Below are 16,655 nucleotides of genomic sequence, written 5' to 3'. Positions count from 1 at the left end.
CAGCCCTTTTACTATTTTACCTTTTTGCCGGTTCGCTAAAAAAAAAGCAGAAAGGGTACCAATGAATTATACAGTACAACACATTGCAGAGATCACCAGTTCACAGGTCATTGGTGACGGAAGTTTATTGATCAAAAATATAGCATACGATAGCAGGATTATTTATTCTATCAAGAATTCAGCTTTCATTGCGATCAATACTCACAAAAATTCCGGTGAAAAATTTATTGAATCTGCAATGGACAGGGGTATCAATGTCATTATTTCTGAACATTACTATCCTGAGTTTGACAATATAACCTGGATCATTGTTGAAAATTCCGTAGAGTTTCTTCAAAAATTAGCAAAGTATCATTTCGAAAATTCTCATTTACAATCGATAGGAATTACAGGAAGTAATGGTAAGACTATTTTAAAAGAATGGTTATATCAGTGCTTATGGAACGAGTTTCCTACGGTAAAAAGCCCTAAAAGTTTTAATTCCCAGATTGGTCTTCCTTTGTCTCTTCTTCAGATCAACAGTTCCCATCAGCTTGGGATTTTTGAGGTAGGAATTTCAAAACCGCATGAAATGGAAAAACTTGAAAATATTTTCCACCCTCAGATCGGACTGCTCACGCATATCGGAACTGCTCACGCGGCCAACTTTTCTTCCGAGGAAGAATTGATTAATGAAAAAATTATTCTTTTCAAAAATTCTGAAGTGATCATTTATAATGGAGATAATTTTTTGGTTGATCAAAAAATTAAAAAATCCTATTCTGATAAAAAATTAATTTCTTACGGTTTTAAAAAAGAGAATCAGGTTTTCATCAAAAACAATATTTCCAAAGATGAAAACATCATTGTTGAATATTTGGGTGAAGAAATCAGTTTTCCGGTTCATCAGAGAGACGAAGCGACATTAACCAATGCTATGGCGCTTATCTCGGTACTCAAGGAACTGAATATCGAAAATAAAAAGATCGTTGAAAAAATCAACCTTTTAAAAGCCGTTGAAATGAGGCTTGAAGCGATTGAAGGAGTTAAGGGCAATATTGTCATCAACGATTCTTTTAATCTTGACCTCGACTCTTTGAAGACTGCCCTGCAGTTTTTGAATGAATACAACAAATCTAAAAAATCACTGGTCTTAACAGATATTGTAGGAGTAAACTCCAACGCCAAAGAATTATATGAAGAAGTTTCTGAACTGGTGAATGAGCAAAATTTTGACTCAGTCTTCTTAATTGGCGATGAAATATCAAACTTTAGTGAATTATTTAAAACTAAAACATATACTTTTATTGATACTAAAGAGCTCATTGAAAGTAAACATCTTACTGAAATAGAAAATCAGATTATTCTGCTCAAAGGAGCCAGAAAATTTGAGATCGAAAAACTGAAAGATATTCTTGAACTCAGAAAGCATGATACGGTATTGGAAGTAAACCTTAATGCAATTCTTCACAATATCAACTATCATAAATCATTGCTGAAACCGGGAACTAAAATGATGGCAATGGTGAAAGCCAACGCTTACGGGCTGGGAAGCTTTGAAGTATCAGAATTTCTTCAGCATCATCATATAGATTATCTTGGGGTAGCCTATGCAGATGAAGGGGTAGAACTTCGTAAAAAAGGGATCACAACTCCTATTATTGTGATGAATCCCGAGCAGCACAGTTATCAGACGATTATAGAATATAACCTGGAGCCGGAAATCTACAGTTTCAGAGTTTTGGAATTATTCTATGAAGCGGTTCAGAAATCCGGATATGATAAGAAATATCCGATCCATATCAAGCTGGAAACGGGAATGCACCGTCTTGGTTTTAAAGACTTCGAGCTGGATCAATTAAGCGAAACTTTAAGTCAGAAAAACGTAAGGGTTCAAAGTATGTTCAGCCATCTATCCTCTTCTGATATGCCTGAAGAAAAAGAATTCACTTTAAAACAACTGGAGATATTCGAAAAAAATTCCGGTTACCTTATTGAAAAACTAGGCTACGCTCCTATCCGCCATATTCTGAATTCGGCAGGAATTACCAGCTATAAAGATCATCAGCATGACATGGTGAGAATCGGTATTGGTATGCTGGGAGAATCTGCAGATCCTGAAATTCAGAAACAATTACGATCTGTGGTAAGCTTTAAAACCGTAATTTCACAGATATCAACCGTTGAAAATGGTGAATCTGTAGGCTACAGCAGAAGATATAAAGCAGATCATCCTACAAGAATTGCAACGATTCCTGTGGGATATGCAGACGGAATTCCAAGATTGATCGGAAATCAGGTAGGAAATGTAGGTGTAAATAAAACTCTTGCACCTATCGTCGGAAATATCTGCATGGATATGATGATGATTAATGTAGACCATATTCCCAACGTAAAAGAAGGTGATACAGTAACTGTTTTCAACGCCAAACCAAGCTTAAAAGAATTCGCAGGATACTGCAAAACGATAACCTATGAAGTATTAACCTCCATTTCCCCGCGGGTGAAACGGATTTATATAAAAGATTAACTATGAGAAAACTCCTGATTCTGCTTTTCATATTCCCACTGTTATTGATCCATTCTCAGGTAAAAAAAAATCTGGTAATTCCGAAGAATCCAAAAATAGGGCTTTCTCTGGCCGGTGGTGGTGCCAAGGGTTTTTCACATGTCGGAGTTCTTAAAGTACTGGATTCTTTGGGAGTGAAAGTAGACTATATTTCCGGAACAAGCATGGGAGCTATCGTAGGCGGATTGTATGCCGCCGGATACTCCGGAAAAGAAATAGAAAAAATAGTCATGGATACAGATTTCTATTCTCTTATTATGGATCCAAAGTCCCGGCAGGAAGCCAGCTTTTTCAATAAATCTGTAGACAAATATCTTTTATCCATTCCGCTCAAAAACGGTAAAATCACACTTCCTTCCTCTATCAGTACCGGACAAAGAAATGTTTATCTTCTGAAAGAACTTTTTAAAAACGTTTCCAATATTGAGGACTTTTCCAAAATGCCTATTCCTTTCCTTTGTGTCGCTACCAATCTTGAAAGCGGCAATATGCAGATTTTTGAAAAGGGAGATCTCGTACAGTCTATTATGGCGAGTTCTGCGTTCCCTTCTTTAATGGATCCGGTAAAAATTGGGGACAGCATTTATATTGACGGAGCGATGACGGTAAACTACCCCTCAAAGCCTTTAAAGGACAAAGGAATTGACATCGTCATAGGTGTGGATCTTAATCAGGATCTTTCTAAAAGAGAAGATTTAAACAATATTATAGCCATTCTGAACCAGGTCATAGATTTCGGTATCAAAAGAGATACCCGAAGACAATACAGATATACAGATATCAATATTAAACCCAATCTGAAAGGGATGTCCGCTACAAGCTACGATGATAAAAAGAAAATTCTGGACAGCGGATATGTGGAAGGTATGAAATATTCCCAGGTATTAGACCAACTGCCAAAGAGATCATTTGACCGTCTCAGACAACAGGTGAACCCTATATATTCGAATGTTTATAAAATAGACAGTATTTCTATTGAAGGAAGCAAAATTTATGGTAAAAACTACACGCTGGGAAAAATGGGACTACGCCTCCCCTCTTTGCAGACCTATGGAAGCATTAATAAAATGATAGATAAACTGGTTGCTACCAACAACTACAAATTTATCAATTATGATATCGTTCAGGAGAATGACGCCAATTACCTGAAGCTTTACGTCACTGAAGATGATGCCCGTCATTTTCTAAAATTCGGATTGCATTATGACGAAGTTTTTAAAACGGGACTTCTTTTGAATTATTCTGCAAAAAGGCTTTTATTTAAAAATTCAAACCTTTCGGTGGATCTCGTTGTAGGAGATCGTCTCAGATATTACCTTAATTATTTTGTAGATAACGGATATATTCCGGGAGTTGGCCTCTATTCATCAGGAATGAGCTTTGATATAAAGAATGTAGATAACTATGTAGTAGACCGCTGGGAATGGATCAGAAATGAAGCTTATATACAGTCTACCTGGAAGGATAAATTTGCCATTGGCGGCGGTATTAGCCACGATTATTTTAAAGCAGAAAACAGCAATGGAGATAACAGGCGATACAGCCGTTTTCTGAACCCTTATGTTTTTATTAAGACCGACACTCAGGATGATAAGGAATTCCCTACAAAAGGGGTTTATTTTGCAGCAGAAGGAAAGGTTGTAGATCTTTTAAAGTCTGAAGTTGATAAAAGAATCATTCAGATCAAAGCTGACCTTAAGCTTAATATTCCGCTAAGCAAACAATTCAGCTATCGTCTCAATCTGTTTGGAGGAGTTACTATCGGTGAAAACCTTCCAGGCTATTACCAATACAGATTAGGCGGAATTTTTGAGCAGAATCTCATCAATTTTAAAAGTTTTGGTGGATTCTATTTCGCCCAGTTGTATACAAACAATGTCATACTGGCATCAAATGATGTTCAGTTTAAGTTTAATAAAAACTATTTTATCAGCGGAAACTTTACCTTTGCCAACTTATCAAACGATATCAAGTTTGAGGATGCAGTTAAAGTAAATTATAGCTCACTGGGAATTACAGCTGGTTACAAATCTCCTTGCGGGCAGATAAAAGTAAACTTCAGCCACTCCCTAAAAAATAACCAAAAAGGTATATTCAGTGTTATTTTAGGACACTGGTTTTAAAAAAATGATACAGTTCTTTTACGAAAACTTACCAGAGTCGGTAAGTACGGATTACAAAAAATGGCTGGAAGATCTTATTCTTTCAGAAGGAAAAAAATTAGGAGAAATCAATTACATTTTCTGTGATGACGAATATCTTCTTAAGATTAATCAGGATTATTTGCAGCATGATTATTATACAGATATCATCACTTTTGATTATGTAAAAGGTAAGACAATAAGCGCTGAGATTTTCGTATCTTTGCAGCGCATTTCTGATAACGCCTCTACCCTTTCCCGAGATTATGAAGAAGAATTAAGAAGGGTTTTAGCCCACGGTATTTTACACCTTGCAGGCTATAAAGATAAAACGGAAGAGGAAGAAAAAGAGATGCGGAGAATGGAAGATCTGTACCTGGATAAATACAGGGATTTAAAGTTTTAAAATTGAAGAATCACTTAAAGTCCCATATTTAAAGTACTCTATTCTAGCAACAATATAAGTTTACCTAGAGTGCATTCTCCAAAAATGTTTCACGTGAAACATTGGTTATAAAGATAAGGTTTAAAGCTTAAAACAAGCGAGATAAAAATGATTTCAGAAATATATGATGTAATAGTAGTAGGTGCAGGACACGCAGGTTGTGAGGCAGCAGCAGCAGCAGCTAACCTGGGTTCAAAAACACTGCTTATTACAATGAATATGCAGACCATCGGACAGATGAGTTGCAACCCGGCAATGGGCGGAATCGCAAAAGGACAGATCGTAAGAGAAATTGATGCAATGGGAGGATATTCCGGAATTGTGGCAGACAAATCTGCGATCCAATTCAAAATGCTGAATCTTTCAAAAGGTCCTGCGATGTGGTCTCCGAGAACCCAAAATGATAGAATGCTTTTTGCCGAAGAATGGCGTTTAGCATTGGAGAATACTCCCAATCTTGATTTCTTTCAGGATATGGTGAAACAACTGATTGTTGAAAATAATAAAGTAGCCGGAGTAGTTACTTCTTTAGGAATTGAGATTAAAGCAAAATCTGTAGTTCTTACAAACGGAACTTTTCTTAACGGATTAATCCACGTTGGAGATAAACAATTAGGAGGAGGAAGAATGGGTGAACCGAGAGCTTTTGGAATTACAGAACAACTGGTCACTTTAGGTTTTGAGGCAGGAAGAATGAAAACCGGTACTCCACCGAGAGTAGACGGAAGAAGTTTGGATTATTCAAAAATGGAAGAACAGAAAGGAGATGAAAATCCTCAAAAGTTCAGCTATCTTGATACACCAAAACTCACCAAACAACTAAGCTGTCATATCGTATATACTAATGAAACGGTACACGATATTTTAAGAGAAGGCTTTGACAGAAGTCCAATGTTTAATGGAACGATTCAAAGTTTAGGCCCAAGATACTGTCCAAGCATTGAAGATAAAATTAACCGTTTCGCAGAAAGAAACAGACACCAGCTTTTCGTAGAACCGGAAGGATGGAAAACTGTGGAAATCTATGTCAACGGATTCAGTTCTTCTCTCCCGGAAGATGTACAGATCAAAGCGATGAAACATATACCAGGATTCGAAAATGTAAAAGTTTTCCGTCCGGGTTATGCAATTGAATATGACTACTTCCCTCCTACCCAATTAAAGCATACCCTCGAAACTAAATTAATTGATAATTTATATTTCGCCGGACAGATCAATGGAACAACCGGATATGAAGAAGCAGCTGGTCAAGGATTAATTGCCGGAATCAATGCACACAATAAAGTTCATGAAAAGGGAGATTTTATCTTAAACAGAGATGAAGCTTATATTGGAGTATTGATTGATGACCTAATTACAAAAGGAACTGAAGAACCTTACAGAATGTTTACTTCACGTGCAGAATACAGACTTCTTTTAAGACAGGATAATGCTGACATCAGATTAACAGAGAAAGCATATCAGCTAGGACTGGCAAAAGAAGACAGATTAAGACGCGTCGAAACTAAAGTATCTGAAAGTCAATCACTTGAAGAATTCCTTCGAGAAACTTCTTTAAAACCAGGTATTATTAACCCTGTCCTGGAATCTATCGAAAGCAGCCCTGTTGATCAGGCGTACAGAGCAGCACAAATCCTTACCAGACCTAATATGACGTTAGAAAAACTGGATGAAATTGATTTTATCAAAGAAGTTTCTAGTCAATATAATGATGAAGTAAGAGAACAGGCAGAGATCAATATTAAGTATAAAGGATATATTGAGAAAGAAAAAGAAAATGTAGCTAAGCTGAATCGTCTGGAAAATATTAAAATCCCTGAAGATTTTGATTACACAAAGCTTTCCAGCCTATCTGCAGAAGCAAAACAAAAGATGTCTAACGTACGTCCGAAGACTATTGCTCAGGCAGGAAGAATAAGTGGTGTTTCTCCGGCTGATATCAATGTTTTATTAGTTTATTTAGGTCGTTAATAAAAATGTTTCACGTGAAACATTAGAAAATAAAAACAAAAATTAAGGTATTTATAAGCGTAAAACACTTCTGAATATCTTAATTTTTTTATCATATAAAAGATATTTACTTCAATGAAAATAAAAGATCATTTTCTTTCACAGGAAATATTTGAGATCAAAGAGACTGAAACAAAAGGAGTTTTTAAAACCACTCCTATTCCATCCAATATTTCCAGATATTATGAAAGTGAAGATTATATTTCTCATCACCAGGATTCCGGAAGTTTGAAAGAAAAGCTTTATAAGTTTCTTCAATCATTCAATCTTCAGTACAAAAAAAATATCCTGATAGACAGAATAAAAAAAGGATCAAAAGTTCTGGACTACGGATGCGGCGCAGGAGAATTTGTAAAGTATATTGAAAATGATTTTAAAACCTATGGATTTGAACCGGATTCTGATGCCAGAAAAGCAGCACAGGGAAAAATAACCAAGGCTTCTATTTTAGATGATATTAACAAAATTGAGGAAAATACCTTAGATGCTATTACACTATGGCATGTATTTGAGCACATCGAGAATCAGGATGAAATGCTTGCTGTTTTTCATGAAAAATTAAAAGAAAAAGGAATTCTTGTGATTGCAGTTCCCAACCCTACTTCCTATGATGCGAAACATTATAAAGAATATTGGGCCGCTTATGATGTTCCAAGACATATCTATCATTTTTCAAAAAATGGTATGGAAAATTTGATTTCCAAAAATCCTGACTGGAAAATGAGAAAGATCAAACCTTTAGTTCTTGATTCGTATTACATCTCTATGTTGAGCGAAAAATACAAAAAATCACCTCTATTTTGGTTAAAAGCAGTGATCTTTGGAACAATTTCCAACGTAAAAGCGTTATTTTCGAACGAATTTTCAAGTTTGATATATATTATCGAAAAAAGATAGAAAATCGATTTTTACCCTATTTATGAAGGTCAATTTTCAGCGTTTTAGCTTAAAAAATAAAAACTCAGGATTTTTCTCCTGAGTTTTCTTTTTAAATATCATATCCGAATAATAATTTCTTCGTCAATTTTATCAAATAAAAAAAAATAAAAATATCTACCCTACTCTATTTTTAAAAGTTGAGAAAAATGTCCATCACCTACACAGCATTTTATGCACTTAAGATTTTACTAAACCTTCTCATTCAGTTTTCAACAAAAGCATAAAAAACAGCAAAAAAAGAAGAAATTTAGTTTCAACAAGATAAATTAATACAGAAATAGCTTCAATTCAGCTTCAAAATAAAATAAGATACAGACACTCTAAAAAAGAGAAAAAATTGATTTTTAAGCTATTTATGAAGTTCATTTTTCGACATTTTTATTAAAAGAAAAAATTAAAGCTGATTTGGTAAATATAATTCTGACGACAAAAAAAGAAAATCTAATTTCTTCCTAAGGTAATTATTCCACGATAAAGAAGAAGCTCCCCTACTCCACTCTACCACTTTTAATAAAAATAATTTTTCCCTACTTCAAAAAATAAAATTGATAAAAATTGAAAGGTTGTATTTTTTTTACAAAAAAGGAAAAAATAAAAATACAGAGAGTTTCAAAAATCAATACTTGATCAAAAATTTAAAACTTGGAAGCACCTAAACAATGTTAAACTTCATGGCAAATTTTTAAGTCTAAAGAATAAAAAATTAAAACTTACTTAAAATTAGCATGTAAAAGGATCTTAAAAATTCAAAAAAATAATTAACTTATTCATTTTATTATAGTTACCTATGGATTTCTATTGTCTTAGTAAAATTATCACATGAAAATAATAAGGATAAAATAGTTAAAAAATAAGTTTAATAATTAATAATCAACAATATACATAACCATCACTACTGTATGAAATAAATAAAACATTGAATTTAGAGATTTAAAGTTTTCAAAAGATTAATATTTACCATTTTCCAGTAGAACTTTAAATACTAAAATAATCTAAACTACTATTTCCTAAAACAGATAAAGTAAAACATATGTCTCCAGAATAATTTTAAAAAAATAAATAGAATCACTTTTCAATGGGAAGAAAAAATCATAAACCTTCCTTCAAATCCTCTACTAATCTTCATAAGATCATATCAACTACTCCTTCTATATTTTTCGAAATACAAAGTATAATTCACAGAAAAAATACCGCTTTTTATATCAATTGTTTTGCAAAAATAATGGTCATTTATCAAAGTAAAATGAGAATAAAACCATAAATAAAATCACATAAACTCGTAAATTTTCTAAGAATATTCTGATCATAAATTTCATTAAAAACATAAGTCTCTGAAAGATAATTCAACCCATCTCTATATAACTAGAAGTTATATCTAAAATAGCATTAAAACTACGATCAATAAAGGATTTTCTTTAAGTTTAAGAAATAAAAAAAGCCTGCTAATATAATTAGCAGGCTTTGAAATATCTTTTATTTTCTATTAATTATTGATTGCAGCTACCCCTGGCAATTCAAGTCCTTCAAGACTTTCAAGCATTGCTCCACCTCCGGTAGAAACATAGCTTACCTGATCAGCATATCCGAATTGCTTAACAAAAGCAACACTGTCACCTCCTCCAACTAAAGAGAAAGCACCAAGTCTTGTTGCTTCAGCAATACTCTCTCCTAAAGCAACTGTGCCACCAGCAAAGTTTGACATTTCAAAAACTCCGATAGGACCGTTCCAAAGGATAGTTCTTGAATTCAACAATACATCATTAAACTGATCTCTCGATTTGTGACCCGCATCAAGTCCCATCCATCCTTCAGGGATTGCATAGATATCAGCTTCTTTTCTCTCCACATCATTACTAAAGCTTTCAGCGATGATGGCATCAGACGGAAGATATACTTTTACTTTGTGCTCTTTAGCTTTTACTAAAATCTCAAGGGCCAAAGGAAGTTTATCTTCTTCTACAAGAGAATTACCGATTTTCCCTCCAAGAGCCTTAATAAAAGTAAATGCCATACCTCCACCAATGATCAGATTATCTACTGCAGGAAGGATATTCTCTATAATGGTAATTTTAGTTGAAACTTTAGATCCACCCAAAATAGCTGTAACTGGTTTCTCACCACTTTTTAATACTTTGTCGATTGCCTGCAGCTCTTTAGCCATTAGTAAACCGAAATATTTAGTTGACGGAAAGTATTGAGCGATTACTGCTGTGGAAGCATGAGCCCTGTGAGCCGTACCAAATGCATCATTTACATAAGCGTCTCCTAACTTTGAAAGCTTCTCTGCGAATCCAGCATCTCCTTTTTCCTCCTCGTTATGAAAACGTACATTTTCCAATAGTAAGATCTCTCCTGGTTTTAAATCTGCAGCTGCTTGCTCTGCCTTCTCTCCAATACACTCATCAACAAATTTAACTTCTTGCCCTAAAACAGCAGAAACTTCGCCAACAATATGTTTAAGAGAAAATTCATCTTTAACCTCTCCCTTAGGTCTTCCAAGGTGTGTAATTAAGATGACAGAACCACCATCATTAAGGATCTTTTCCACTGTTGGTTTCACAGCAACAATTCTTGTGTTGTCAGTCACTTTCAGTTGATCGTCCTGTGGAACATTAAAGTCCACTCTTACCAGAGCCTTCTTATCTTTAAAATTAAGATCATTGATTGTTTTCATAAGTAGATTTATTTTTTGCTAAGCCCTATGAAACCGTTGTGCTCAAAATCCGTTTTAGCTTTCGGAAAAATCTCGCAAGAACAATTTCATAAATCTCATTGAATTTTTGTTTCACAAATGTAAGGTTTTAAACTTTTTCAACAGTTTGATTAAAATAAAAGTTTTCAAAAAGTTTCCCCGAACCCAATCACCCATTAATCAACAATTTTATCTCTTTTAAAAAAAAGAATAATGTAGTTGTTGTTGAGTGTTGTGAATTTCGGGGATAAGTTTTATGCTAAAAATTGATAACATTCAACTTTTACTCAACTCATATTTAACTCACAATATAAATCTCTGTAAACCCGTTATTTCACATACTTATTAACAAATGTTGATAACTTTGAGATGAAACCATTATTAGTTATTTTATTATGGAAAAATCTGGGGATAGCTGAAGAAAACATCTGGAAAGTTGTGGTAAAAGTTTGAGAAAAGATTTTCTATTACGAAATAAATTGATCTTTAAAAATAGAAAGTTGAGAAAAGTTTTCCACAGTTATTCACATACCTTTTCACAATTAACTCAGGGTTTACTAACACGAATTGTTATTATTCTTACCTTTGTAAGGAAATAGAATCTAATAAAGCTTAATAAGAGTATTATGAAAAGAAAAATTGCTATCGCAGCGGACCATGCAGGCTATGAATATAAGGAGATTGTTAAGAACTACCTTTCAGAACGTTTTGATGTTCAGGATTTTGGAACGTTTTCCACAAACAGTGTGGATTATCCAGACTTTGTACACCCTGCGGCAACCTCTGTGGAAAACGGAGAAAATGAGCTGGGAATTCTGATCTGTGGAAGCGGAAACGGAGTTCAGATCACTGCTAACAAACATCAGAAGATAAGATGCGCTTTATGCTGGATGCCGGAGATTGCAACACTGGCAAGACAGCATAATGATGCCAACATGATTTCAATGCCGGCAAGATTTATATCTAAAGAACTGGCACTTGAAATTGTAGATAAATTTCTTTCAACAGACTTTGAAGGTGGAAGACACCAGAACAGAGTTGACAAAATTGCAGTTTGCTAATTATAATAAGGCTTGTAAATCACTTTACAAGCCTTATTTATTTTTTATTCGTACATTTGCAGTGTCCAATAGAAATTACACTCTATTATTCTCCAAAGCCTTTCTTATATTTGAAATATATTTAATAAAAGGTTTTTCTCTTTTCTTCTCCAGAATTGTATTAAATTTATACAAAACTAAAGCTCCCGTTGTAAGCAAACTGAAAGATAATTTCTGATGATTTACGGAAAGATTCTAATGATGAAATTGAATAACCTTATACTAAGGAACTAATAAGGAAGATTTAGAAAAAGGTCTTAATTGAGATAAGACCAAAACAATTAAAAGAAAAATTAAAATGCCAAAAAAAAGAAAATATATAAGTCATAAAAATGATTTAAAGATGATGGAGATCGGAAGAATGATCCTCCGTTTTATGAATGCAAATTCATCCAAAATTTATAATTATAAGCAGATCGCTGATGGGATAGATTACAAAAATCCAAGACAAAGAGAACTTGTGATCCAGGCGCTGCATAAACTTCAGGGATCTGAAAAGATTAAAGAAGTTGAAAAAGGAAAATACATTGTGAACCTGAAAATCGCAGGAACGCTTACCGGAACTATTGACTTTAACCAAAGTGGAAATGCTTATGTAAGTGTGGAAGGTTTGGAAGATGATGTCTTCGTTCATTCCAAAAATGTAAAGGATGCATTGCAGGGAGATAAGGTTCTTATTATAACTTATCATTATAAAGGAAAGAAATTAGAGGGCTCTGTTTTGGAAGTTTTGGAACGTACCAGAACTGAGTTTGTAGGAACATTTCAGAAGGTTGCCCATAAGGAATTTGGGTTTGTGGTTTGTGATAAAAAGACAATCAACACAGATATCTTTATTCCGAAAGGAAAATTCAACAATGCTGAAGATGGAGATAAGGTGATCGTAAAAATGACGGAATGGAGACCGGGTGACAAAAACCCGGAAGGTGAAATCATTCAGGTACTGGGTGCTCCGGGAGAACATGAAACGGAAATCCACTCTATTCTTGCAGAATATGGTCTTCCTTACGAATTTCCATCGGAAGTAGAAGCTGATGCAGATAAAATCGACAGAAGCATCACAGATGACGAGGTGGCAAAACGTTGGGATATGCGTAATATCTGTACGTTTACCATTGACCCTAAGGATGCGAAGGATTTTGACGATGCTTTATCCATTAGAAAACTGGAAAATGGAAACTGGGAAATCGGAGTTCATATTGCAGACGTATCTCATTACGTAGTTCCGGGAACTATTCTGGATGATGAAGCCTATCAGAGAGCTACTTCAGTATATCTTGTTGACAGGGTTGTGCCGATGCTGCCGGAAGTTTTGAGTAATGATGTATGCTCCCTTCGTCCACACGAGGATAAATATACCTTTTCAGCTGTTTTTGAACTGAATGATAATGCTGAAATTCAAAAGCAGTGGTTCGGAAGAACAGTAATCCACTCAGATAGGAGATTCACATATGAAGAAGCTCAGGAGCGTATCGAAACCGGACAGGGAGATCTGGCGGAAGAAATCAATACACTTGATAAGCTGGCGAAAATAATGCGTCATGAACGTATCAGAAAAGGAGCCATTACTTTTGACAGAAGTGAAGTAAGATTCAATCTTGATGAAAATAATGAACCGGTTGGTGTGTACTTTAAAATCAGTAAAGACTCTAATCACCTGATCGAGGAATTCATGCTTTTAGCCAATAAAAAAGTATCAGAATTTGTATCACTTTCAAGAAAAGGTGAGATCACCAACAATACATTTATTTACAGGGTACACGATGATCCGGATCCTGCAAAACTGGAATCTTTGAGAGACTTCGTTGCTACTTTCGGATATAAAATGGATTTGGCCAATACCAAAAAAGTGGCTGCGTCTTTGAATAAACTTCTTCATGATGTAAAAGGAAAAGGGGAAGAAAATATGATTGAAACTCTTGCGATGAGAAGTATGAGCAAAGCTGTGTATTCTACAGAACCAATCGGCCACTATGGTTTAGGTTTTGAGTATTACAGCCACTTCACCTCTCCTATCCGTCGTTATCCCGATTTGCTGGCACACCGTCTTCTTCAGCATTATCTGGATGGAGGAAAATCTCCAAACAGAGGTGAGCTTGAAGAAAAGGCAAAACACTGCAGTGCGATGGAAAGACTGGCAGCAGATGCGGAAAGAGATTCCATCAAGTACATGCAGGTAAAATTCATGGAAAAACATCTGGGAGAAACATTCAGAGGAGTGATTTCCGGAGTAGCTGAGTTTGGTTTCTGGGTTGAAATTCCTGAGAATGGTGCTGAAGGTTTGATCAAGTTAAGAGACCTTGTGGATGATTCCTATATGTATGATGCGAAAACCCATGCTGTATACGGAATAAGACATGGAAATAAATATCAGCTTGGAGATGAAGTTCAGATTAAGGTGGTGAAAGCCAATCTGATTCAGAAGCAGCTTGACTTCCAGATTGTGAAGTAAAGAATTAAGTCTTTAAGAAGACTGTTGATAAAATTATAAAGGCTGATGTGTTACCGAACCGTCAGCCTTTTATTTTCTAAATGTAAAAAGTATGAAATGTACTCTCCACTCCTCTCCTATTCCTTAATAAAAAATTACATTAAAGTGTTATTAAAATCCACTTGATATATCATAACTTTATTGAATAATTAAATCATAAAGTCTAACTTTGTATTAAACGAAATGAATTTTTATTCATTTTAAAACACTACTTAATGCTAGAACTTGTACTATCTGCCGTCATATTAGGATTTATGCTAAGCCTGGTTTTCATAGGACCTATTTTTTTCCTGCTTATTGAAACCAGCTTTTCCAGAGGCCCCAGACATGCCCTGTCACTGGATCTTGGTGTGATTACGGCAGATTTATTATGCATTGTAGCGGCGTACTATGCCAGTACGGATATTGTTTCTTTAATTGATAAACATCCAGGTTTTTACAGGATCACTTCTATTCTTATTTTCATCTACGGAATTGTAATGCTGGTGACCAAAACCAAAATGCACCTGCCCGGAGAAGAAAAGATCATTGGTCAAAATTATATTAAGACCTTTTTCAACGGTTTTTTCTTTAATCTTCTGAATGTTGGAGTCATCCTTTTCTGGCTGGTAACGGTAATTTCCGTAAGGAATCAATATCCGGACACCAGCAGTTTTATTTTATACATCAGTATAGTACTGGCCACTTACCTGTCTATAGATCTTGCCAAGATATTTCTTGCCAAACAGTTTCATGATAAATTAACACAAAAACTGGCCAACCAGATCAGAAGAGTTGTTGGCTGTATTCTTATTATATTCAGTTTCTTTATTTTCCTGCAGAGTTTTAAAAAGTTCAACCAATTTGAAAAACAACTGGAGGAAGCAGAAAAGAAAGAAGTAAAATATCAAAAAGCAAAATGAAAAAAATGATCTTTCCAAAGTCTCTTAAAAAAGGAGACAAAATAGCTGTTATTTCCCCTGCAGGTGCAGTAGATACTACTCAACTGGAAAAGGGAATAGAAATGATTAAAAGCAGAGGTTTTGAACCCGTTCTCGGAGAACATCTCTACACTAAATTTTCAAACGGATATAATTACGCCGGAACAGAAAAGGAAAGAACAAAAGATATCAACTGGGCCTTAAATGATACGGAAATAAGAGCTGTATGGGCTTCAAGAGGCGGTTACGGATGCCAGCATCTTATTCAGCACCTGAAGTTGAAAAACTTTACAGAAAACCCGAAATGGTATATCGGATATTCAGACAATACAGTCATACAAAGTTATCTGTTAAAAAAAGGTTTTGTTTCCATTCATGGACAGACCATTAAGACATCAAGTTTTGGAGTGACAAATGAAAGCTATGATCTGATCTTTGATATCCTAAAAGGCAAAAAGCCTAAATACGTCCTAAAATCTCACCCATTCAATAAAAAGGGGAATATTCAGGGAGAATTGGTTGGAGGAAATTTAGCCCTTATCTACGCTCTTCTGGGAACGAAATATTCATTCGATTTTAAAGACAAGATTCTGTTTATTGAAGATATAGGAGAAAACTTTTATGCACTGGACCGTATGATTATGAGTCTGGAGCTGGCAGGTGTCTTCAACAAAATCAAAGGATTGATTGTTGGTGGAATGACCAATATGGGAGATGAAAAGGAAAATAAAAACTATGAAGATAGCTTTGATGAGTTCGTTTACAAACTGATCTCAGACAGAATTTCAAAGTATAATTTCCCGGTAGTATTTACATTCCCGAATGGGCATATTAAAGACAACAGACCACTCTTAATTGGTGCCAATGTGAAAATGAAAGTGGATGCTAAAGTAAAAATAGATTTTTAAAGTAGCACTACTCTCCTATCTCCAAACTCTTAACTATACACTATGGCATATCATAATGATTTTGGAAAAATAGCAGAGAATCTCGCTGCTGATTATCTTCAGAAAAACGGCTATACCATTAAGGCCAGAAACTTTCGTTTTAAGCAAAACGAAATTGATATCATTGCTGAAAAAGATAATCTGATTATTATCGTGGAAGTGAAAGCAAGATCCACCGATGCGTTCATCCTTCCTCAGGAAGCTGTAACCAAAACAAAGATAAAATCCATTGTTTCTGCAGCTAATCATTATCTGGAGGAATGTAATAACGATCAGGAAGCCAGATTTGATATTATTTCCGTTCTTCCCGATGATAACAAAAACTTAGTTATTGACCATATCAAAGATGCTTTTCAGGCCTTTGATGCAAATTAATAAATCAATACAACAATGTTTGAATGTAACAGAATCATGACATTGAT

11 protein-coding genes are annotated in these 16,655 nt (G+C 34.8%); 10 read left to right on the top strand and 1 reads right to left on the bottom strand.

Annotation, left to right across the window (positions count from 1 at the left end; translation table 11 throughout):
* The first annotated feature begins 61 nt into the window (after positions 1 to 61).
* The 5 genes from RHP76_RS15090 (at position 62) to RHP76_RS15070 (ending at position 8,041) form a co-directional block, all read left to right on the top strand.
* Positions 62 to 2,509 carry a bifunctional UDP-N-acetylmuramoyl-tripeptide:D-alanyl-D-alanine ligase/alanine racemase gene (locus tag RHP76_RS15090; RefSeq protein WP_311228501.1) on the top strand — a complete coding sequence of 816 codons (2,448 nt, stop codon included), beginning with the start codon at positions 62 to 64 and terminating at the stop codon, positions 2,507 to 2,509.
* 2 nt (positions 2,510 to 2,511) lie between these two features.
* The gene (locus RHP76_RS15085; RefSeq protein WP_311228500.1) at positions 2,512 to 4,671 is read left to right on the top strand and encodes a patatin-like phospholipase family protein; all 2,160 of its coding nucleotides are present in this window, start codon (positions 2,512 to 2,514) and stop codon (positions 4,669 to 4,671) included.
* Positions 4,672 to 4,675: 4 nt separating this feature from the next.
* Positions 4,676 to 5,095: an rRNA maturation RNase YbeY gene (gene ybeY / locus RHP76_RS15080; protein ID WP_034694045.1), complete on the top strand. Its 420-nt coding sequence runs from the start codon at positions 4,676 to 4,678 to the stop codon at positions 5,093 to 5,095.
* Positions 5,096 to 5,242: 147 nt separating this feature from the next.
* On the top strand, positions 5,243 to 7,105 hold the full coding sequence (gene mnmG / locus RHP76_RS15075) for a tRNA uridine-5-carboxymethylaminomethyl(34) synthesis enzyme MnmG (RefSeq protein ID WP_216443597.1): 1,863 nt from the start codon (positions 5,243 to 5,245) through the stop codon (positions 7,103 to 7,105).
* 114 nt (positions 7,106 to 7,219) lie between these two features.
* The gene (locus RHP76_RS15070) at positions 7,220 to 8,041 is read left to right on the top strand and encodes a class I SAM-dependent methyltransferase (protein ID WP_311228499.1); all 822 of its coding nucleotides are present in this window, start codon (positions 7,220 to 7,222) and stop codon (positions 8,039 to 8,041) included.
* A 1,525-nt stretch (positions 8,042 to 9,566) separates the two neighbouring features.
* Here RHP76_RS15070 and RHP76_RS15065 read toward each other — a convergent pair.
* Complete coding sequence (locus RHP76_RS15065) at positions 9,567 to 10,757, bottom strand: phosphoglycerate kinase (protein ID WP_311228498.1); 1,191 nt, start codon at positions 10,755 to 10,757, stop codon at positions 9,567 to 9,569.
* Positions 10,758 to 11,401: 644 nt separating this feature from the next.
* Between RHP76_RS15065 and rpiB the strand changes: the two genes are divergently transcribed.
* From rpiB to RHP76_RS15040, 5 genes are all read left to right on the top strand, one after another.
* Positions 11,402 to 11,836, top strand: a complete 435-nt coding sequence (gene rpiB, locus RHP76_RS15060) for a ribose 5-phosphate isomerase B (RefSeq protein WP_120232314.1) — start codon at positions 11,402 to 11,404, stop codon at positions 11,834 to 11,836.
* A gap of 337 nt (positions 11,837 to 12,173) precedes the next feature.
* Positions 12,174 to 14,327 carry a ribonuclease R gene (gene rnr / locus RHP76_RS15055; protein ID WP_062672812.1) on the top strand — a complete coding sequence of 718 codons (2,154 nt, stop codon included), beginning with the start codon at positions 12,174 to 12,176 and terminating at the stop codon, positions 14,325 to 14,327.
* Between the two features lie 254 nt (positions 14,328 to 14,581).
* Positions 14,582 to 15,268, top strand: coding sequence for a LysE family translocator (locus tag RHP76_RS15050; RefSeq protein WP_062672810.1), 687 nt, complete (start codon positions 14,582 to 14,584; stop codon positions 15,266 to 15,268).
* Entirely contained in the window at positions 15,265 to 16,194 is a 930-nt protein-coding gene (locus tag RHP76_RS15045) for a S66 peptidase family protein (RefSeq protein WP_311228497.1), read from the top strand. Before RHP76_RS15050 ends, RHP76_RS15045 begins: the two co-directional genes overlap by 4 nt.
* A 42-nt stretch (positions 16,195 to 16,236) precedes the next feature.
* Positions 16,237 to 16,608, top strand: a complete 372-nt coding sequence (locus tag RHP76_RS15040) for a YraN family protein (protein WP_311228496.1) — start codon at positions 16,237 to 16,239, stop codon at positions 16,606 to 16,608.
* Positions 16,609 to 16,655 lie beyond the last annotated feature (47 nt).

The sequence above is a fragment of the Chryseobacterium sp. SG20098 genome (assembly GCF_031844745.1).
GTDB lineage: Bacteria > Bacteroidota > Bacteroidia > Flavobacteriales > Weeksellaceae > Chryseobacterium > Chryseobacterium cucumeris.
Note: the sequence above shows the minus strand (reverse complement) of the source record. Positions and strands in the feature narration are given on the sequence as shown.